At 37.3% G+C, this 20,448-nt stretch carries 18 protein-coding genes; 10 read left to right on the top strand and 8 right to left on the bottom strand.

From position 1 onward, the window contains the following. Positions 1-32 precede the first annotated feature (32 nt). The 6 genes from Q4489_RS10650 to Q4489_RS10625 form a co-directional block, all read right to left on the bottom strand. Positions 33-1,127 carry a serine hydrolase gene (locus Q4489_RS10650; protein WP_303480034.1) on the bottom strand — a complete coding sequence of 365 codons (1,095 nt, stop codon included), beginning with the start codon at positions 1,125-1,127 and terminating at the stop codon, positions 33-35. Positions 1,128-1,432: 305 nt separating this feature from the next. Next, positions 1,433-1,828, bottom strand: a complete 396-nt coding sequence (locus tag Q4489_RS10645) for a hypothetical protein (RefSeq protein WP_303480031.1) — start codon at positions 1,826-1,828, stop codon at positions 1,433-1,435. 169 nt (positions 1,829-1,997) lie between these two features. Beyond that, positions 1,998-4,199, bottom strand: a complete 2,202-nt coding sequence (locus tag Q4489_RS10640) for a malate synthase G (protein WP_303480028.1) — start codon at positions 4,197-4,199, stop codon at positions 1,998-2,000. A 352-nt stretch (positions 4,200-4,551) separates the two neighbouring features. After that, on the bottom strand, positions 4,552-5,220 hold the full coding sequence (locus tag Q4489_RS10635) for an LrgB family protein (protein WP_303480026.1): 669 nt from the start codon (positions 5,218-5,220) through the stop codon (positions 4,552-4,554). Between the two features lie 34 nt (positions 5,221-5,254). Further along, positions 5,255-5,605 (bottom strand): CidA/LrgA family protein, encoded by a 351-nt coding sequence (locus tag Q4489_RS10630; protein WP_303480023.1) that lies wholly within the window; start codon positions 5,603-5,605, stop codon positions 5,255-5,257. Positions 5,606-5,610: 5 nt separating this feature from the next. After that, complete coding sequence (locus Q4489_RS10625) at positions 5,611-6,558, bottom strand: LysR family transcriptional regulator (RefSeq protein ID WP_303480021.1); 948 nt, start codon at positions 6,556-6,558, stop codon at positions 5,611-5,613. Positions 6,559-6,880: 322 nt separating this feature from the next. Between Q4489_RS10625 and Q4489_RS10620 the strand changes: the two genes are divergently transcribed. Beyond that, positions 6,881-8,482, top strand: coding sequence for an isocitrate lyase (locus tag Q4489_RS10620; protein WP_303480019.1), 1,602 nt, complete (start codon positions 6,881-6,883; stop codon positions 8,480-8,482). An 81-nt stretch (positions 8,483-8,563) separates the two neighbouring features. Here Q4489_RS10620 and Q4489_RS10615 read toward each other — a convergent pair whose 3' ends face one another. Next, on the bottom strand, positions 8,564-8,917 hold the full coding sequence (locus tag Q4489_RS10615) for a DUF3718 domain-containing protein (protein WP_303480015.1): 354 nt from the start codon (positions 8,915-8,917) through the stop codon (positions 8,564-8,566). Between the two features lie 421 nt (positions 8,918-9,338). Here Q4489_RS10615 and Q4489_RS10610 point away from each other — a divergent pair, with 421 nt between their 5' ends. The 9 genes from Q4489_RS10610 (at position 9,339) to Q4489_RS10570 (ending at position 19,857) form a co-directional block, all read left to right on the top strand. Further along, positions 9,339-9,665, top strand: a complete 327-nt coding sequence (locus Q4489_RS10610; RefSeq protein ID WP_303480012.1) for a YebG family protein — start codon at positions 9,339-9,341, stop codon at positions 9,663-9,665. Positions 9,666-9,691: 26 nt separating this feature from the next. Beyond that, a complete protein-coding gene (locus Q4489_RS10605; protein WP_303480009.1) occupies positions 9,692-10,423 on the top strand; it encodes a M48 family metallopeptidase in 732 nt (243 codons plus the stop codon). A gap of 701 nt (positions 10,424-11,124) precedes the next feature. Then, complete coding sequence (locus Q4489_RS10600; RefSeq protein ID WP_303480006.1) at positions 11,125-11,490, top strand: response regulator; 366 nt, start codon at positions 11,125-11,127, stop codon at positions 11,488-11,490. After that, positions 11,487-12,095, top strand: coding sequence for a chemotaxis protein (locus Q4489_RS10595; RefSeq protein ID WP_303480003.1), 609 nt, complete (start codon positions 11,487-11,489; stop codon positions 12,093-12,095). The genes Q4489_RS10600 and Q4489_RS10595 overlap by 4 nt, the downstream gene beginning before the upstream one ends. Further along, a complete protein-coding gene (locus Q4489_RS10590; protein ID WP_303480001.1) occupies positions 12,095-13,051 on the top strand; it encodes a diguanylate cyclase in 957 nt (318 codons plus the stop codon). Before Q4489_RS10595 ends, Q4489_RS10590 begins: the two co-directional genes overlap by 1 nt. A gap of 264 nt (positions 13,052-13,315) precedes the next feature. Continuing rightward, the gene (gene thrA, locus Q4489_RS10585) at positions 13,316-15,772 is read left to right on the top strand and encodes a bifunctional aspartate kinase/homoserine dehydrogenase I (RefSeq protein WP_303479998.1); all 2,457 of its coding nucleotides are present in this window, start codon (positions 13,316-13,318) and stop codon (positions 15,770-15,772) included. Beyond that, the gene (thrB, locus tag Q4489_RS10580; RefSeq protein ID WP_303479996.1) at positions 15,772-16,746 is read left to right on the top strand and encodes a homoserine kinase; all 975 of its coding nucleotides are present in this window, start codon (positions 15,772-15,774) and stop codon (positions 16,744-16,746) included. The genes thrA and thrB overlap by 1 nt, the downstream gene beginning before the upstream one ends. A 37-nt stretch (positions 16,747-16,783) precedes the next feature. Beyond that, positions 16,784-18,076 carry a threonine synthase gene (gene thrC, locus Q4489_RS10575; RefSeq protein ID WP_303479993.1) on the top strand — a complete coding sequence of 431 codons (1,293 nt, stop codon included), beginning with the start codon at positions 16,784-16,786 and terminating at the stop codon, positions 18,074-18,076. A gap of 257 nt (positions 18,077-18,333) precedes the next feature. Then, positions 18,334-19,857 (top strand): aminotransferase class V-fold PLP-dependent enzyme, encoded by a 1,524-nt coding sequence (locus Q4489_RS10570; protein WP_303479991.1) that lies wholly within the window; start codon positions 18,334-18,336, stop codon positions 19,855-19,857. On the opposite strand, the gene Q4489_RS10565 is transcribed toward Q4489_RS10570, so the two are convergent. Then, the gene (locus Q4489_RS10565; protein WP_303479989.1) at positions 19,845-20,423 is read right to left on the bottom strand and encodes a GNAT family N-acetyltransferase; all 579 of its coding nucleotides are present in this window, start codon (positions 20,421-20,423) and stop codon (positions 19,845-19,847) included. The two genes, Q4489_RS10570 and Q4489_RS10565, sit on opposite strands and share 13 nt — an antisense overlap. Positions 20,424-20,448 lie beyond the last annotated feature (25 nt).

Below are 20,448 nucleotides of genomic sequence, written 5' to 3'. Positions count from 1 at the left end.
AGGGTCCATTGATAGTGACAATGGACCCTTTATTATTGCTCTAATGCATCAAATACCAATGAAATAATTTTATATAGGTTTTTTTGTTCAAATTGAACAGTCGACTCGGTATCTACCTGATGTACTAAAACAAAATCTGAACCTGGGTAAACCGCTAACATATGAACGCCAACACCTGTATGGTAAAACGCTTTGTTTGGACGGGTCTTATTAGCATTAATAACATACCAAAGCATGCCATAACCAAAATCTAAATAAGGGTTTGTAATAGAGTAAGATGTAGTACTTTTGGTTATCCAATCTTTTGATATAAGTTGATTGTTATGCCAAAGACCATTCTTTTCATATAACTGTCCAAAAAGTGCTAAATCATAGGCCGACATTCTAAAATGATATGCAGGAAATTTTGATTTATCGCGTTCATATTGATAAAAGCCATCAGCAGTTAGCTTAGCTATATCAGTATTGTTATCTATAGTGATATATTCACCTTTATAATCAAGCATATTCAAAGGCTTAGCTATTTCTTTGTAAAAGGCTGAATAAATGTTTTCTCCGGTCAACTTTTCAAAAATAGCGCCTGCTACGTTGAAGTCCCAGTTATTGTAAAAAAACTTTTCTCCGGGTAAGAACTCACCTCTCTTAGGCATATTGTCTAGCATAGCTGGTGAGGTTGCAGCAGAAGGTAGGTAAATTCCGGATCGGCTTTGTAAAATTTGTTTAATAGTGGCTGATTTCTCAATTTTTGTGAGCGGAGTAATATCATCTATTGATAAAGAAGCAAGGGGCGTATCTATTTTGATCTTACCTCGGTCAACATATATACCATATAGGGCGTTTAACATCGGTTTTCGTATTGAATGAATGGTATGTTTTTTATGTATATCGCCAAACGAAAATAACACCTTCCCTTCGCTCATTAATACTAAAGAAGAAGTATTTGATGTTTTGAGAAACTCATTGAGCTTTTGCAGCTTTTGCGGATTAAACGTTGCTAAGTTTAGTGTTGGTACAGCAGTCTCTTTTTTAATACCAAGTGAGTTATTCAAGGGTTGTAAAGTATAAGTGTGTGCATGACTAAATGTCGAGAGTAGTGCTAAACAGGTTAGGGCGTTAAATAAATTCATAAATATCCTTTATTATTATGTATTAAACATAATAAATTTAATAAGTTAGCACAAGGCTTTATGGTGTTTTGGTTATTTTACTAAATCAACTTTAATAACAAGGTAATGTGATAATGGATGAGTTTTTTTTGCTGTGTGGGTTAGCTCTTAGCGGTTTTAATAGCAGAATTGCGTGTTTTGTAAACCGTCTTCTCAGTTCTGGAAATTAAATGTTAAGGCAAAGGCATTGAACTCAATGTTTTTGTTTTTCATTGTGATGAGAGTTAAAAATTAGGAATGTAGAGGATTTTAGAGTGCCTATATTTTTAACCTTCAATAGGTAAGGCTTCTTTATTTTCACGTTTATCGGCGAATTGATACTTTGGTGTTTCATCGAAATATGACAGCAACACATGTAACTTATCGCTAATAATGGTTGTTAACTCATACAGCTCGTTTTTCTTTTTGGCACAACGTGCAAGTTGAGAGTGCTTGGTATTATTGGTGAGTAGTGCTGAATAATGTTGCGTAGATGTAAACAGAGAAGAATAATTAGTCCCTTGAGACATCACTTGCGGTGCAAAAAAAATATAATTTGTTTGAGCTTTTGTTAAATGTTCAGCGTCGATGTTTGTTCTTGGCCCAGCGCTTATACTTCCTGTTCCTAATAAAAGTATGCAGATGGTACTTTTGATTAGTATTTGCTTAGCCAATGATTTCATTGTCTCATCCTCTCACCAAATTTATCGCGCAATTAACAATTTGCTAACTTTCGCATTTACTCGTTTTTACATTTTTACTTTAATTGTAATAACGGGTAAATGCGAATGCTTTGGGATAAGCGGTCGAAATTTTGAGATTAATCGTTGTTACCGTTGAATTATTTGTTCATTACGCGATTAAACTGACTGCTTTGTCGGTGCTATTCAAACGCTTAACCTTTAATCGGTAGGCATGTAATAAAGGTTCTGTATAACCATTGGGTTGTGTTTCAGCTTCAAAGACAAGGGCTTTAGCGGCATTGAATGCCACATTTGATGAAAGATCATGGCACATAGGCTGATAAGCTGGGTCATTACTATTTTGTTGATCTACTATTTTTGCCATTTTTTTGAAACTATTTTCTACCTCTTCAACTTGGCAGATCCCGTGTTTTAACCAGTTAGCTACATGCTGACTTGAAATACGCAGTGTAGCCCTGTCTTCCATCAAACCAACATCGTTAATATCAGGCACTTTCGAACAACCAATGCCTTGGTCAATCCATCTAACGACATAGCCAAGAATTCCTTGAATATTATTATCGAGTTCATCGGCAATTTCTTGTTCACTCCAATGGGTATCTTTAGCTAAAGGAACCGAAAGCATGTCGTCTAAGTTTGCAGGAACACGCCTGGAAAGTTGCTCTCTTAGTTGGAATACATCAACTTGGTGGTAGTGCAAGGCGTGTAACGTTGCAGCTGTTGGTGATGGTACCCAAGCTGTGTTTGCGCCCGCATTAACATGGGCTATTTTGCTGTTTAACATATCAGCCATATTATCAGGGATCGGCCACATGCCTTTTCCTATTTGTGCTTTTTTAGATAAGCCACTTTGTAAGCCAATATCAACATTACTATTTTCATATGCGCTAATCCAAGGGGTATCTTTAATGGCATTTTTTCTTTCCATTGCACCGCACGCCATAGAAGTATGTATTTCATCACCGGTACGATCTAAAAAGCCAGTATTAATAAACACTACGCGCTCTTTCGCCGCAAAAATACATGCTTTTAAATTAACACTTGTGCGCCGTTCTTCATCCATAATTCCCATTTTAATGGTATTTTTAGCAAGACCTAATGCGCGTTCTACACGATCAAATAAGGTTACTGAAAAGGCGACTTCTTCTGGGCCGTGCATTTTGGGTTTTACAATATAGATAGATTTTTTAGCGCTGTTGGTTAATGGGTTTTTGCCTAAAATATCGTAAAGAGCAATAGTAGCCGTGATCATTGCATCAAGAATTCCCTCATAAACAGGCTTTCCTTGTTGTGTGATAATTGCGTCGTTTGTCATTAAGTGGCCAACATTGCGAATAAACATTAAACTGCGCCCACTTAAAGTGAAACTGTTTCCTTCTGGGGTTTTATAACATTTGTCGCTGACCATTGTGCGCACAAATTGTTGGTTGTTTTTGGTAACGTTCGTTGATAGCTTTCCTTGATTAAGCCCTAGCCAGTTGCGATACGCTGATACTTTATCTTCAGCATCGACGGTTGCTACAGAGTCTTCACAGTCCATAATTGTTGTTAAAGCTGACTCTAAAGTAATGTCGCTAACACCAGCTAAATCTCTCGAAGCAATTTCACTGTTTGCGTTAAAGTTAATTTCAAAGCGTAAACCGTTGTGCTCAAATAATAAGCAACTAGGCTCAGTCAGTTCACCTTGAAACCCTAACAATTGAGAAGGGTTATTTAATCGAACGGTTTTTTGATCAGCAAGGGTAATAATTAACTCATTATCAATATATTGATAACTCACGGCCTGTTGATGAGAGCCAGAGGTTAATGGCAAGGCATTATCTAGAAAATCTCTACCATAACTGATCACTTGTTGTCCCCGCACGGGGTTATATTCATGGGTTCTTCTATAACCTTCTTGATCAGCGATTGCATCAGTGCCATATAACGCGTCATACAAACTTCCCCAACGTGCATTCACCGCATTGAGTGCGAATCGTGCGTTGGTAATAGGCACAACAAGTTGTGGGCCTGCCATTCGTGCTAATTCATCATCTACATTTTCAGTCGTAATATGAAAGTTTTCTACTTTCGGTACTATGTAACCGATGTTTTCAAGAAAGCTTTTATAACTTTCGGTATTATTTACATCATTGTGAGGTTGTTCGTGCCAAGTCGTAATTGCTTGTTGTAAATCGGCTCTAGTTTGTAGTAACGCAGCATTGATAGGGGATAAATCTTCAATAATTGCAGCAAATTGTTGCCAAAAGTCAGCTGTTTTTATCGGTAAATCAACTAGCACTTCGTGCTCTACAAATTCGTAAAGGCATGTTGATACTTGTAACCCTGCTATGTGCGTGCGTTCAGACATGATGATTCCTCGTCATAATTCGTTGTGATCAAAGTAACAACATCAAAAAGAAAGTTTTCAGGGGTGTTGTCAATCTAGTGTCAGCATGAATGTACCAGTTAACAATGGTTATTCAATAGCACGAAAGTCTATGTGAAGTTTTTAGTAAAAATATACAATAAGACACAAGGCTTGCGTGTCAATTTAAGTATTTGATTTTAAGTAATAAATTGTTTTTGGTGGTTATTATTCAGCTTCGCAACAAACAATTATTGTCTTTTGTGATAACAAACATTCATAATGTGAATGTATATTATAAAGAGTTAATGTTTGCTGAATGTTTGATATGAAATGCTACGCTATTAGCAATACTCTAGCTAAGCATTACCATCAATTGGTGGATGATCGCGGGTGAAATAATTGCTGTTATAGTGGCTGATATAATTAGGGCTAAAGAACCATAGGCGGCATGTTGAAACGATAGTTGACTAATCGTAGCAGTGCCTAAAACATGACTCGCGGCTCCTACAGCAATACCTTGGGCTTTATGAGATTTTACACCAATTAATTGTAACCACGGCACTCCCATCAATGCGCCAAATAAACCTGCAAGTATTATCGCAAAAGCAGTAACTGCCTGATTGCCATTTAATTGTTCAGTAATGGCTAGTGCAATAGGGGTAGTAATTGACTTTAAAGCTATGGAGACCGAAATGCCGTACTCTTTGGTGATAATATAAGTGAATAAAAAACTAATAATAACAACGAGTGAAGCGGAAATAGTGAGTAATATAGTGATACTTTTCCATTGACTTCTCATACTGTGCAACTGCTGATAAAGTGGATAACCAAGTGCTACTACTGCAGGCTGTAATAACCACGTAATTATTTGACTATTCGTTTGATAGGTATGATAGTCAATTTGGAACCACATCAGCAGTGCAATAATCGTAATTACTGAAAACAACATTGGATTTAACCACACCTGATTTAATCGGTTTTGTAGTTTCACGAAGCCTTGATAAATCAAGATGGTTATCATACAAAAAAACAAAATAGAGCCAAAAAATACCATGTTAACGTGCTTTTTTATTTTCTTGTTGTTGTACTGTCCACCCGACAAAGGTAAGCAGCAGCCAAGTGGTAACAAAGGTAATGATAACCATAGCAATACCATGTGACCTTACTAAGTCATAGTGTTCAATAATGCCCACACCTGCTGGTACAAAACAGACTCCCATGTTTTTTAAAGTCCAACTGATACTATTTGCTACGGTTTTATCATCTATTAGTTTGTAGTGTAACGAGATGGTAAATAGCATCATTCCGTAAAGACTAGGGGGTAAACCACCAACAGCAAAATTAATTCCGTAACCTGCAAACAAACAGATTAATATGACAATAATTGAATATAATGGCGCAGGCATAATGTTTAACGGTCACTGCTGTGTTCATTTGCTGCTTCAATGACTAACTGTCTGAACCAAATATGACTTGCATCATGGTGTAGTAAAGGGCTCCATATCATTTTTAGCTCAATATCTGGAATGTCAAAAGGGGGTTTTAAAATGGTGTAATTCGCATCATCTTTATGAAGCATAGCTGCTTTAGTCGGCAGTGTTGCAACTAAACCATCTTCAAAAGCGAGTTGCATTGCCACGTGATAACTCCGGGTGAAAACCTTTATATCTCGCTTTTTACCTAAACGTGCTAATGCTTCGTCAACCCACCCTAGTTTTTGCACATCTTTCGGATCCATACCAACACCTACACCAAAACCGGTTTTAGATACCCAAACATGTTTTGAAGCTAAGTAACTGTTTAGGTTGAACTTAGTAACAACTTCATTATCTGCACTTAATAAACATGAAAATTCGTCACGCCAAATAGTTTTCTGATGAAATGATTGTGGTAGTTCATCAAACCGGTTAATTGCCATATCAATTTTACCGGCTTCAACATCATGAAAGTTAACGTCACTAGGGGTCATAATGTCTATTGTCACGTTGGGTGCTATGCGATTTACTTTTCGAAGTAAAACTGGCAAGAGAGTAGATGCGGCGTAATCGCTTGCCATTAATCGAAACACTCGCTGACTGGTTTTCTCGTTAAACTCTTCTTCACCTTGTAATGCTTCTTCTAATTCTAACAGGATTTTTCTTATCATCGGTGAAAGTGCTCTAGCACGCTCAGTTGGCACCATTCCATCAGATGTTCTTACTAAAATAGGATCGTTAAACAATGTGCGTAAACGCTTCAGACCATTACTCATGGCAGGCTGAGTAATATTTAGTTGACTTGCGGCTCGAGTCACATTTTTCTCTCGAAGCAATACGTCTAGATAGATAAGTAAGTTAAGGTCAATTTTTGAAATATTCATCTGATTAATAGTTTATATCATTTAGATAAATAAGCTTTATGTCATTTATAACGCGTCAAATCAACTAGATTTTAGTCTAACGTCTCCCTCTTTTATGTTTTATAGTATTTAATCATTATAATAAATGTTGCTTAATTGGTTGTTATTTAAGGTAAAGAATATTTTGTTTTTCACGGTATTTTTTATGTGAATAGTCATGATAAAAAATATACATTATATCTATGAGTAGTGGTTGGTTTACTCTTTTTGTTGTTCAGTATGACAAGTTACAACATGAGTTACATATTGTGATTGTCTTATTTAAAATTGCTAGGAGAGAGTAATGACCACATATCGTCAACAAGTTGAAAACGCTAAGTCATCAATTAAACAGCAGCATAATTGGCAATCAATTGATGCTGAATCAGTAACACGTATGCGTTTACAGAATCGATTCAAAACAGGGCTAGATATTGCTAAGTACACAGCAGCAATTATGCGTAAAGACATGGACGCCTACGACAAAGACTCTAGTTTATATACACAATCGTTAGGTTGCTGGCATGGTTTTATTGGTCAACAAAAGATGATTTCAATTAAAAAGCATTTTCAATCGACTGAGCGACGTTATTTATACCTTTCTGGTTGGATGATTGCAGCACTTCGTTCTGAGTTTGGTCCTTTACCCGATCAATCAATGCATGAAAAAACGTCGGTTCCTATGCTTATTGAAGAACTTTATACCTTTCTTCGTCAAGCAGATGCAAGAGAATTAGGTGGTTTATTTAGAGAACTAGATGCAGCTAAAGAAAGTGGCGATGATGTTAAATTGAATGCTGTACAGCAACAAATTGATCAACATCAAACGCATGTCGTACCGATTATTGCAGACATAGATGCGGGTTTCGGTAATGCTGAAGCAACGTATTTATTGGCAAAACAAATGATTGAAGCTGGGGCGTGTTGTATTCAAATTGAAAACCAAGTGTCGGATGAAAAGCAATGTGGACATCAAGATGGAAAAGTAACGGTGCCGCATGCAGATTTTTTAGCAAAAATAAATGCAGTTAGATACGCTTTTATGGAGTTAGGCGTTGATGATGGCGTTATTGTTGCTCGTACCGATTCGTTAGGGGCTGGTTTAACAAAGCAAATTGCTGTAACAGAAAAACCAGGTGATTTAGGTGACCAATACAACAGCTTTTTAGATTGTGAACAAATAGCCGAAGAAGATATTTCAAACGGTGATGTGTTATTAAAACAAGAGGGTAAATTGATGCGCCCGAAACGCCTTGCGAGTAATTTATTCCAATTCAAACCAGGTACTGGTGAGCAACGATGTATTTTAGATTGCATCACCTCACTACAAAATGGTGCCGATTTAATTTGGATTGAAACTGAAAAGCCGCACATTGGCCAGATTGGTAATATGGTAAACGAAATTCGTAAAGCGGTGCCTAATGCAAAACTTGTTTATAACAACTCACCTTCATTTAATTGGACATTAAATTTCCGTCAACAAGTGTTTGATGCAATGAAAGAAGCAGGTAAAGATGTATCGAGTTATGATCGTGATCGTTTAATGAGTGTTGATTACGACAACACAGAGTTAGCGGTAACCGCTGATGAAAAAATCAGAACATTCCAACAAGATGCTGCACGTGAAGCTGGAATATTCCACCATTTAATTACGTTACCAACATATCATACCGCTGCTTTATCAACTGATAACCTAGCGAAAGAATACTTTGGTGAGCAGGGCATGCTTGGCTATGTGTTAAATGTGCAACGTCAAGAAATTCGTCAAGACATTGCCTGTGTTAAACATCAAAATATGGCAGGCTCAGATATGGGGGATGATCATAAAGAATATTTTGCTGGGGATGCGGCGCTAAAAGCTGGTGGTAAAGACAATACTATGAATCAGTTTGCCAATATTGCATAAGCAGATTTTTAATCCATAGAGTTTTAATTCAAGTGACGCTAAAAATCCCGTTTTTAAACGGGATTTTTGTGTTTAAAAAAGTTATTCTTTGAATGTGATGCTCATTTTATTCACTGCTGCAATATCAGTTATGGAAGTAGAACTATGCAAGTGTTTATCTAGCCTGTTAGCTATTTTATAAGCGCCATGTTTGCGAGCAAATTCTGTTACTTCACTGCCATTACACACTAAACCGTTCGCGATTGTTTTGTCAGTCAGGTGATAGTATTTCAAGGTACGGCTAAAGTTCAGTAAATTACCTTTCATTGTTGATTTGCAAACTGCAATTAATGACTTTTCTAAATAGCTATCCATAGGGGTGGCTTGTACGTGGTTGGTTAGCAGGGTTAAAAATCCTGTGGTTGTTAAACTAAGTGTTAATAATAAAGTTTTCATTGTATTCTCCATTCTGCGCGAGGTTTTAAAACAAAGGGGTATTTGTTTGTTCCTTAATAATGGCGAATAATGAATCAGAATGTATACATTAAATAAATTGGCAATGTAAAAGTTTATGAAATAAAGTTCATGGTGTTTTATTTTATAAATAATTGTTTTTAAATGGTTTATATTTTTATGTGACAATTATTAGTTTAGTTTAATTCATAGATTTTTACATTCTCCTTCAAACGTGAAATATCATTTATTATTTTCTGCACTTTATCGCACGTTTAACTACGATATATTTTTCAATTTTTACATTTCTGATTGCATTTTTTTATAAATAACGTATCTTTACTGTGTAAATGTACAGTTTTGTTGTTTCACCAATAATTGGTGAGAGTATTGTTAAATTTTACCTGTTAAATAAGGGAAACTAATGGCCGTTGAAAGTCGATTTGTTGTCATAAGACAAGGTGTGGAGGTTGAAACATTCATGGATAAAAAAGCCGCTGATGAATACGACAAAATGTTAGACATGGCGGATAACCTTGCCGAAATGTTGAACCAAGTACCTGTTAAGTTAACCGATGCTGATAAAGAAGAATTAAGCGTTTATCTGGCAAAACATCGTGAAGACGTATTAATTGCATTGCAAGCGAAAAAACCAAAGGCAGCACAAAAAGCGCCAACTAAAAAAGAAAAGAGCGCTGCGACAAAAGTAACTGCTGATAAAAAAGCACAAAGTACTGATGAAGCCGCATAAGTACAATATCTTTATTAGGCTGTATTTTGAGCAATACTACTATGATGACTAGCTCTGCGGGGTTGAACTTTCAACTGTTACGTTGTCATCGGCGTAAACGTATTGCTTTACAGGTTAAGAACAAAGATATTATTGTTAAAGCACCTTATGCTGTGCCCTTGCAGTATATCGAAAACCTTGTTGTGCTCAAAAAACAATGGATTGAAAATATTCAAAGCAAGCAGCAACTGGCAACAAGATATCAAAATCAACTTGCACGACATGGACAAGTGTGGTTTTTCGGTAAGTTAACACCACTTATTGTTAATGAAGGTAAAAGATCTCTGGTGACAGTTGGAAAGCATGACATTGTTGTCACTTTATCTGCCCGAAAAACATTGTCAGATACCACTGAGAGTATGCGAGTTAAAAAGCTATTAGAAGGTTGGTTTAAACAACAGGCTGAAGTGTTTTTAACCGATAAAATGGCATGTTTTAGTCGGCAAACAAACTTATTACCAAACAATCTCTATATTAGGCAATATAAAGCTCGTTGGGGATGTTGTGATAATCGAGGCCATATTAAACTTAATTATTTATTGATGATGTTACCTGAGTCAGTGATTGATTACGTGATCATTCATGAGCTATGTCATTTGAAATTCTTAAACCATAGTGCTGATTTTTGGAATTTAGTTGAATCTTTCTTGCCGGATTACAAAATGGAAAAGCGATGGCTTAAAGAACATCAGCATTATTTAACTTGGACCACAGACTAAAAAGCTTACATTTACCCTACCTAATTTATAGAAGGCCTATCCCAAAAAACATGCTGAATCCAGTGTTTTTGCGAATGACAACCACATCATTTTTTTCGTTTTAAAAAGTCAACTTACTGATTGGCATAAATATTGTTTAATTAATGTTGTTAATTTATACACACTTGACGTGACATTTTTTTGACAACTTAAGGGAGGTTAATGATGAAAGCATTTAATGAACTTTGGAAAACAGCGATAATTTATTTAGTGTCTGCGAGTATTTCACTATGGGTGATCATGTTAATCACAGGCTAATAAACACTGATAATAGAAATTTAAAATATTAATCTAGCAATAAATAATGACGTTTAAGAAATGGTTGTTCTGAGGTAAACCTTTACCCGCTGATTATTTAACTGAGTTTAACTGTGCTATGCAAAGTTAATCTGTCAGAGCTCAATACGTTTTATATAGGGAAACACACTAATTTACTGTTATTGATAATACAAGCGATTAAAAATTATAAAAGCTCACATGGCCAAAGTATAAAATACTAAGTATTTTTAACTGGTTAGCTAATACATGCCGTTAAAAACAACAATTAATACTATTTTTGTGCAAAAAAAAATTAAAATTTAACCGTTTATTCATTAACAGATCGTTAAAATTAAGGTAAATTAAGGGTACAAAAATAATAATTTTATAAGGTTTCTCTTTTCATGAGCCTGTCTGTACTTATCTGTGACGACTCTAACCTAGCGCGAAAGCAAGTGTTACGAAGCTTACCTGAAACACTTTCTGCGAATGCTCAAATTGCCACTAATGGCGTTGAAGCGTTGAAAATTCTGCGCTCAAATAATATCGACGTTTTGTTTCTTGACCTGACAATGCCTGAAATTGACGGCGTAGGCGTATTGCAAGGTATTCAAAAAATGGGCGTCACACCAATCGTTTTTGTGATTTCTGCCGATATTCAGCCTGAAATGCAAAGCAAAGTGTTAGAGTTAGGCGCAAAAGCCTTTATCCGCAAACCGGTAAAATCTGAAGTGTTATTACAGCACCTCAAGGAAAATGGTTTAGTATGACCCACTTTGATTTAACTGAAGATCAACAAGATTGCCTACAAGAAATTATTAATGTAGCAATGGGGCAAGCAAGTGATCAACTTGCGCGTTATTTGGATACTTTTGTCTATTTGAAAGTGCCTAGTATAGAACAAGTCAGTTCTAAACATATCTCTGATGCGCTTAACGTTGAAGATCAAGCCGCAGCGGTAGTTAGCCAAGGTTTTTTTGGTTACGAAGGTATTCGCGGTGAAGCTTTACTGGTTTATCAACCAAAAGATTCTGATCGCTTAGCAGATCTTCTCGGTTATGACCCTGACGAATTAACGCTTGAAGAGCAAATTATTGATCTAAGTTCAATCCTCACAACAACGTTTCTTAATGTTTTTGCGAGTCAGATTAATAACCAAATGTCATACAGTGCTCCGCGCTTTTTACCGTCAAATAAATCAGCATTTTCTGAACATATTGAGCAACAATCTTTTAACTGGGATCTTGCACTAAAAGTTAAAATATCGTACCAAGTAACCGATTATTCTTTCAATTGTGACATGATTTTACTGATCCCTGAATCGGCGATCATTAATATTGCACAAGTGATAGACCGTATTTTGGAAGAGTACTAATGCGTATTCCTGACATAGGAAAAACAATCGCTGAACAAATTAATACCGGGGTCATTGTCGTTGATCTTGAATGTAATATTGTTGAGTTTAATCGCTTTATGCAGGTACATGCGAATAAATCACTAGAGCAAGTGATTGGTTGTAGTATTTTTGATGTTTTTCCTGAATTGCCAACGCGCTGGTTTAATCGAAAACTTAGCAGTGTTAGCTCGTTAAACTCACCGGGGTTTTGTTCCTGGGAGCAACGTCATCATTTATTTGAATTACCTCATCATCGCCCCATTACAACAGATAGCCACTTTATGGCACAAAACTGTACCTTTATTCCTATCGAGGACAATAATAAAGTTGAGTATGTTTGTATTCTTATAGAAGATGCAACTGATGTCGCGCATTATCAAGGAAAACTAAATAAAGCACTGGAAGAATTAGCAAAAGCTAACCGTATTGATGGCTTGACGCAAATATTTAATCGCAAGCATTGGGAAGAATGCCTTGATAAAGAGTTTTCACGTGCTCGCAGGTATGATCATGATTTAGCGTTAATCATGTTCGATTTAGATCATTTTAAACGTTTGAATGACAATTTTGGTCATCAATGCGGTGATAAAGTTTTAATAGAAACGGCACAGCGTGTTAACGCATTATTGCGCTCATGTGATCTATTTGGCCGTTACGGTGGTGAAGAATTTGCGGTTATTTTGCCCGAAACTGAAGTCAGTGGTGCGTTAGATGTCGCTGAGCGAATACGTGCTGAATTAGAAAAACAAGTGTTTGTTTTTCAAGATCAGGAGTTAACGGTTACAACAAGTGTAGGTGTTGCGAGTATTCAGCCAAGCGATACACGCTATGAAAACCTTATTGCAAATACTGATGCAGCATTATATAAAGCGAAAGCATTGGGTCGTAATCAAACGTATCAATATAAAGTTAATCATTTGAGTAATGCAGTTTAATTTAGCTAAATTACGTAATAAATATACATTTTTAGTTTTAGTTTATTCATAAATCGTCTAGTTCTATTCAATTTAGTAGTTGACAGAAAATGACATATTTGGCATTTTACCTACCATGAAATCTATTACACGCACGATTACCATTATTACCACTACCACCCTGTTAGGGATGGTGGTCGACGGCTAACGTGTAAAAGAAAGTATTTTATCAAAGCCCGTGACCACAAAGGTTCCGGGCTTTTTTCGTTTTTAGGGGAAGTAAACATGCGCGTGTTAAAATTTGGCGGTTCATCATTAGCTACAGCAGAACGCTTTGTTCAAGTGGCTGATATTATCAAGAACCAGAGCAAGGAATCTTCGGTAGCAGTGGTTGTTTCTGCACCTCAAGGTGTTACTAATCATTTAGTGGCGATGGCTGAAAATATTAGTGATGAAGAAAAATTACAAAGTGATTTAACGCATTTCTCAGCAGCCATTGAAACCATTATTGAAGGGCTTAGTGCAACGTTACCGCAATTTAATAAAACTCACGCTGAACAAGCGCTAGCGAATTGGGAGCATCAATTAAGCCGCTACTTGCAAGGGGCAACAATGTTGTCTTATTGTCCTGATCATATACGCGCCATTATTATCAGTGTGGGTGAACGAATGAGTGTTGCGATTCTAGATTCTGTATTAGCAACGTTAGATTTCGACGTTAGTTTAATTGAACCTGAAAAGTTTCTACACACCAATGATGCTTACCTAAATGCGTTAGCTGATTTAGTTCTGTGCAAAGACAAATTTCAACAATACTACCCATCGCTCAATCGAGTTGCTTTAATGCCAGGATTTATTGGCGTAAATAGCCAAAATCAAGTGACCACTTTAGGTCGCAATGGTTCTGATTATTCGGCAGCTGTGCTTGCTGTATGTGCACAGGCTGAATGCTGTCAAATTTGGACAGACGTTAATGGGGTTTACAACGCAGACCCTCGTTTGATTAAAGATGCGCGATTACTTGATTACTTATCTTATCAGGAAGCTATGGAGTTATCGTATTTTGGCGCAAGTGTGCTTCACCCTAAAACGATTGGACCAATTGCGCAATTTCATATTCCTTGCTTGATCAAAAACACCGGTAACCCTAAAGCTCCAGGAACACTGATTGCGAATGAGAACGATCAGAAAAAACAAGTTAAAGCAATTTCTAATTTAGATGACCTAACCATGGTAAATGTTTCAGGCCCAGGCATGAAAGGTATGGTTGGTATGGCCAGTCGAGTTTTTGCTACGATGAGTCGTGAAAATATATCAATCGTATTAATCAGCCAATCATCGAGCGAATATTGTATTAGTTTTTGTATTTATACAGCAGATGCAAAACAAGCGGAACAAAGCTTAAAACAAGAGTTTGAATTAGAATTACTTAACGGCTTATTAGAACCCGTTGCATTACAGCATGAACTGTCTATTGTTTCTTTAGTGGGTGATGGTATGCATCACCAACAAGGCGTAGCAGCTAAATTTTTCTCTTCATTAGCTCAAGCTCGCGTTAATGTGGTGGCTATAGCACAAGACTCGTCTGAACGTAGCATTTCAGTGGTTATTGAAAACCGTAAATGTACAGATGCATTGAAAGTGTGTCACCAGAACTTTTTCTCTCACAAACCCACTATCGATGTATTTTTAGTCGGTTGTGGTGTGGTAGGAAGTGAATTAATTGCACAAATTGCTCGTCAGCAACCTAAATTAAAAGCGCAAAATATTTCATTACGTGTTTATGGAATCGCAAACAGTAAAGGCATGGTATTTGACCAAGAAGGTATTAACCTTGAAAATTGGCAGGCATGTCTAGGAAAAGGTGCTGTGGCGGTGACGGCCGAGAATGTGAAGCGTTTTGTTCGCGATAATCATTTAATAAACCCTGTATTGGTTGACTCAACGTCAAATGAAGCGCTTGCCATGAGTTACGTTGACTTTATTAAAGAAGGTTTCCATGTAGTCACACCAAATAAAAAAGCGAATACTGATTCATGGGAATATTATCAAGCGATAAGACAAGCAACCCAGGAAACTAATCGACGTTTTCTTTATGAAACAACAGTAGGCGCGGGTTTACCAGTAATTGATACATTACAAAGCTTAATCAAAGCAGGTGATGAATTATTACAATTTGAAGGTGTTTTATCAGGTTCTCTTTCCTATATTTTTGGAAAATTAGATGAAGGAATGACGTTATCGCAAGCAACAGCTATCGCTAAAGAAAATGGCTTTACAGAACCAGATCCTCGTGATGACTTAAGCGGCATGGATGTAGCCAGAAAATTACTTATTATGGCGAGAGAAGCAGGCATGCAATTAGAGCTCTCAGACATTAAAGTGGATTCGGTACTCGGTGAAACATTTGATGCCAGTGGTGATGTCGCAACCTTCATGACGAATTTAACGCAGCTTGATGCTGAGATCGCTGAACGCGTAAATAATGCTAAACAGGAAGGGAAAGTATTACGCTATATCGGCAATATTATTGATGGTAAGTGCCAAGTATCCATTGAAGCGGTAGGTGCTGAACATCCTTTATATAGTATTAAAGATGGCGAAAATGCCCTAGCTATCCATAGTCGCTATTATCAACCTTTACCGTTTGTACTTCGTGGTTATGGTGCTGGTGCCGCAGTTACTGCGGCCGGTGTATTTGGTGACTTATTAAGAACATTAGCATGGGAGCAACAGCACTAATGAGTGTTTCAGTTTTTGCGCCGGCTTCAATCGGTAATATGAGTGTTGGTTTTGATGTATTAGGCGTAGCCGTAAAACCTGTTGATGGTACGTTACTGGGCGACATAGTGACAGTTGAAGCAAGTCCAGAAAACCGTTTAACAGTAGTGGGTGCATTTGCGAATAAATTACCCCAAGATCCCAAAGAGAATATTGTTTGGGACTGTTTACAGCTTTTTAATGAAAGCTTGTTACAGTCTGGACAACAACCTGTAACCGTCAACATTATACTTGAAAAGAAAATGCCAGTTGGTAGTGGACTTGGTTCAAGTGCTTGTTCGGTAGTTGCAGCATTGGAAGCATTGAATTACTTTTACAAAGTAACAACTGAATTTCAATTTAGTAAAGCGGTCATGTTGAAATTAATGGGGCGTATGGAAGCACAAATTAGTGGTAGCTTGCATTATGATAATGTAGCACCATGTTATTATGGCGGCATACAGTTAATGGTGCCAGATGACAATGTGATTTGCCAAACACTCCCACAATTTGAAGATTGCTATTATGTTATGGCGTATCCTGGAATTGAGGTCTCAACGAAAGCAGCACGTGAAGTATTACCCGCGTCATATTCACGTAAAGATGTGATTACTTTTGGACAAAACTTAGCTACATTTGTTGATGCTTGTCATCGTGGTAATAAGGCGTTGGCATTTTCCGTCGTTAATGATGTTATCGCACAGCCATATCGTCAGCATCTATTACCGGGTTTTGAGCAGGCGTGCGCTCACTTGCATGAGCAAGGTTGTTTGGCGGTTGGTATTTCAGGTTCTGGCCCAACGCTATTTTGTGTGACCGACAATGAACAAAAAGCCAATGATTTTGCTAATTGGCTAAAAGCACATTATTTACAAACATTAAGTACAGGGCAAAGTGAAGGATTTGTTCATGTTTGCCGTGTTGACAATCAAGGTGCTTGCCCAATAAATAAGTAGGCGAGCAGCAATATTAAGTTTTAGTAGGATAACAATTTTGAATTATTATAACCTTAAAGAAAATGATGAACAGGTAAGTTTTGCCGGCGCAGTAAAGCAAGGGCTAGGGAAAAACCAAGGTTTGTTTTTTCCTGAAGATATTCCCGCATTAGGTAATATCGAGCAACTTTTAGCATTACCTATGGTAGAGCGAAGCGTACAAGTACTCTATCCTTTTGTACAAGGTGATTTAACGAAAGCACAATTAACCGAAATAGTGACTGATGCATTTAATTTTCCTGCTCAAATTCAACCGATTAGTGAAAACCGCGCTATTTTAGAATTATTTCATGGCCCTACATTAGCTTTCAAAGATTTCGGTGCCCGCTTTATGGCTCGCTGCTTGCAAACGTTTAGCGGTGATAAAAATCTCACTATATTAACCGCAACATCTGGTGATACTGGTGCAGCGGTTGCTCATGCTTTTCATGGCATTGACAATATTCGTGTGGTTATTTTATATCCGAAAGGCAAAATAAGTTTGCTGCAAGAAAAAATGTTTACAACCTTGGGGGGCAACATAGAAACGATTGCTGTTGAAGGTGATTTCGATGATTGCCAAGCATTGGTGAAACAATCTTTTGATGATCAAGAATTGAAAGATACTATCGGCTTAAACTCTGCAAACTCAATTAACATCAGCCGTTTATTGGCGCAAGTGTGTTATTACTTTGAAGCCGTTGCTCAACTGTATCGCCAGCAAGGTAAAACAGCGCTTCAAGATCTAGTCTTCTCTGTACCAAGTGGTAATTTTGGTAATTTAACCGCGGGGTTATTTGCTAAAGCAATGGGATTACCCATTAAACGTTTTATTGCCGCGACTAATGCTAACGACACTGTTCCGCGTTATTTAAAAACCGGTGAATGGTCGCCAAATGAGACTGTTGCCACCATGTCAAATGCGATGGATGTGAGCAACCCAAATAACTGGCCGCGTGTTGAACATATGCTTAAGTCAGGTATTGTTCCAGAAGATAGTGTGAGCTCTTTTGCAATAGATGAAGAACAAACACAAATGACGATGTTATCACTTTCTAAGCTCGGTTATATTAGTGAGCCCCATGCGGCAGTTGCCTATAAAGCACTGCAATATAGCGCTAGTGATGATGAATTTGGTGTGTTCTTAGGGACTGCACACCCTGCTAAGTTTAAAGATGTGGTTGAAAGTATATTAGGGCAACCTATTGGCTTGCCGAAAGAGTTAGCGGATTGCGCAACTGAAACTATTTTATCTAGCGAACAAAGTACTGAATTTTCAGCATTACGTAAATACTTACTTGATAAGGCATAAGTTAGCGAATACTTCTTCCTTTCATAAATAAAAAGCCAACATTCTGTTGGCTTTTTAGAAAAATTTTCTTGATATTCATTGATAAAATAAACATTTTTTCTTTAAGAACAAGGATTGATAGGTAAAATAAATTAATAATCACAAATAACGGTATATGTTAGTTTAATATTGCAAGTTAATGGTATTTGTTGGTTTTTAATTGCCAAAACTGTGTTGTTTTGTAGAATGTTTTGAAGTGATAGAGCTTCGGAACATTTATGTCAACAGAACACTATTTTTCCCCCTTTCGTAAACATGTAATTGGGCAACAGTTAACCCACTCAATCAACGGTCAATCTCTGCCAATCATCTATGCAGATTGGACGGCAAGTGGTAGGTTGTATCAGCCGATAGAAACCTATATAACGCAAACGCTTGGGCCTTATGTCGCCAATACTCATACCGAAACTAATTTAACCGGTGGGGTGATGACACATGCTTATCATGAGGCACAATCGGTGATCAAAAAACATGTTAATGCATGTAAAAATGATATTTTGATCACAGCTGAAGCGGGTATGACCGGTGTTATTAATAAATTTCAACGGATCTTAAATTTACGCATACCTGAACGAATGAAAGATCAAATATCTTTCAATGAGCAAGACAGACCTGTTGTTTTTATTACGCATATGGAGCATCACTCTAACCAAACTTCCTGGTATGAGTGCGATGTAACTTTGGAAATAGTTCAACCTAACGAAAAGGGTTTACCTTCGTTAGAGCATCTTGAAGAATTGCTTGAACAATATGCTGATCGTAAACATAAAATTGGTTCTTTTACTGCTTGTTCCAACGTTACGGGTATTAAAACCCCTTATTATCAAATGGCAGAAATTATGCACGAGCATGGTGGGGTTTGTTTTGTCGATTTTGCTTGTTCTGCGCCATATGTTGATATAGATATGCACCCAGCAAACCCAAAACAAACCTTAGATGCTATTTATTTCTCACCACATAAATTTCTAGGTGGTCCTGGAAGTTCAGGGGTTTTACTGTTTAATAAAGCGCTTTACAAAAATAAAGTGCCAGATCATCCCGGTGGCGGCACGGTAACCTGGACCAATCCGTGGGGAGAACACAGTTTTTTTACTGATATCGAAATGCGCGAAGATGGTGGTACACCAGGGTTTCTTCAGTGTATTAGAACCGCGTTAGCAATCAAAGTGAAAGAAGAAATGGGCGTTGATAACATCACTGCGCGTGAACAATGGATCACCAATTATGTGATGGATAATTTAGCTAAACTTGAGCAAGTTGTTATGCTGGAGCCAAACATTCGAGACCGGCTATCGATTGTGTCATTCTATGTTAAAGGGGCTCACTATAATTTAGTGGTGAGATTACTCAATGATAAGTTTGGGGTACAAACGCGAGGTGGTTGTTCTTGTGCTGGTACATATGGGCATATTTTACTAAATGTGGATCACGACACTTCATCGAAAATTACCGAACAAATAGATCTTGGTGACTATGCTGAAAAGCCAGGTTGGATCAGAGCATCTTTTCACCCAACAATGACAGATAAAGAGATTGCTTTTATTGTTGATGCGATAAAACAAGTCAGTGAAAACATTGAAAGCTGGAGTAAAGATTATCGTTTTAATCCCGCTTCCGGTGATTTTGAACATACTAAGCAAGCCGTTAATATGCCAACACTAGCAAATTTTAATGCTCAACAAGTCGCTGAAAATTCAACGCAGAAAAGCTCGTTTTTCAAACGAATTTTTCAATCGACTTGATCAAAGGTGATCAGCATTTCTGCGGCAGAACAATGACAGTCGTTAATACAAACAGGGCACATATAACCCTGTTTGCTTAATTCATTCCATCTGTCAGGGTGTTTTTTTATTAAGACGCCGCCGCACTTAGTAAAATACTTTACCGCGCTATTTCCAGGGCTTTGCATCCATAAATGGCTTACACCCGCTTTAGCGCCTTGTTGTTTAACAGCATCAATAGAGAGTTTTAGCAATTTACTTCCGATGCCGTAACCTCGATAGTGCTCATCAACGGTATTACATTTAAAGTAACAAACACTTGCTTGCTCATAAGGCCAATCTTCAGGCGTACACCATTGGTCAAGTTGCCATTGCCGTGGAGAAAAAGTAATACGAAACCCTACCAAAACGTCTTTATCATAGGCAACAAAGTGACTGTTGATGTTATCTTTGATACCTTGATTGAACCATTCCTGTGCACTAGTTTGATCCATGTAACCTTCACCATGTACTTGGGTGGCCAAGCGGATCACTTGTGTGAAATCAGCAGGTGTCATTTCACGGTATATTATGGTCTTTTTTTGCATTAAATATTCATTATTCATCGGAGTT

Origin of the sequence: Thalassotalea sp. 1_MG-2023, from assembly GCF_030546745.1 — a bacterium.
Lineage (GTDB): Bacteria > Pseudomonadota > Gammaproteobacteria > Enterobacterales > Alteromonadaceae > Thalassotalea_C.
This window is presented reverse-complemented; position numbering and strand designations above follow the sequence as displayed.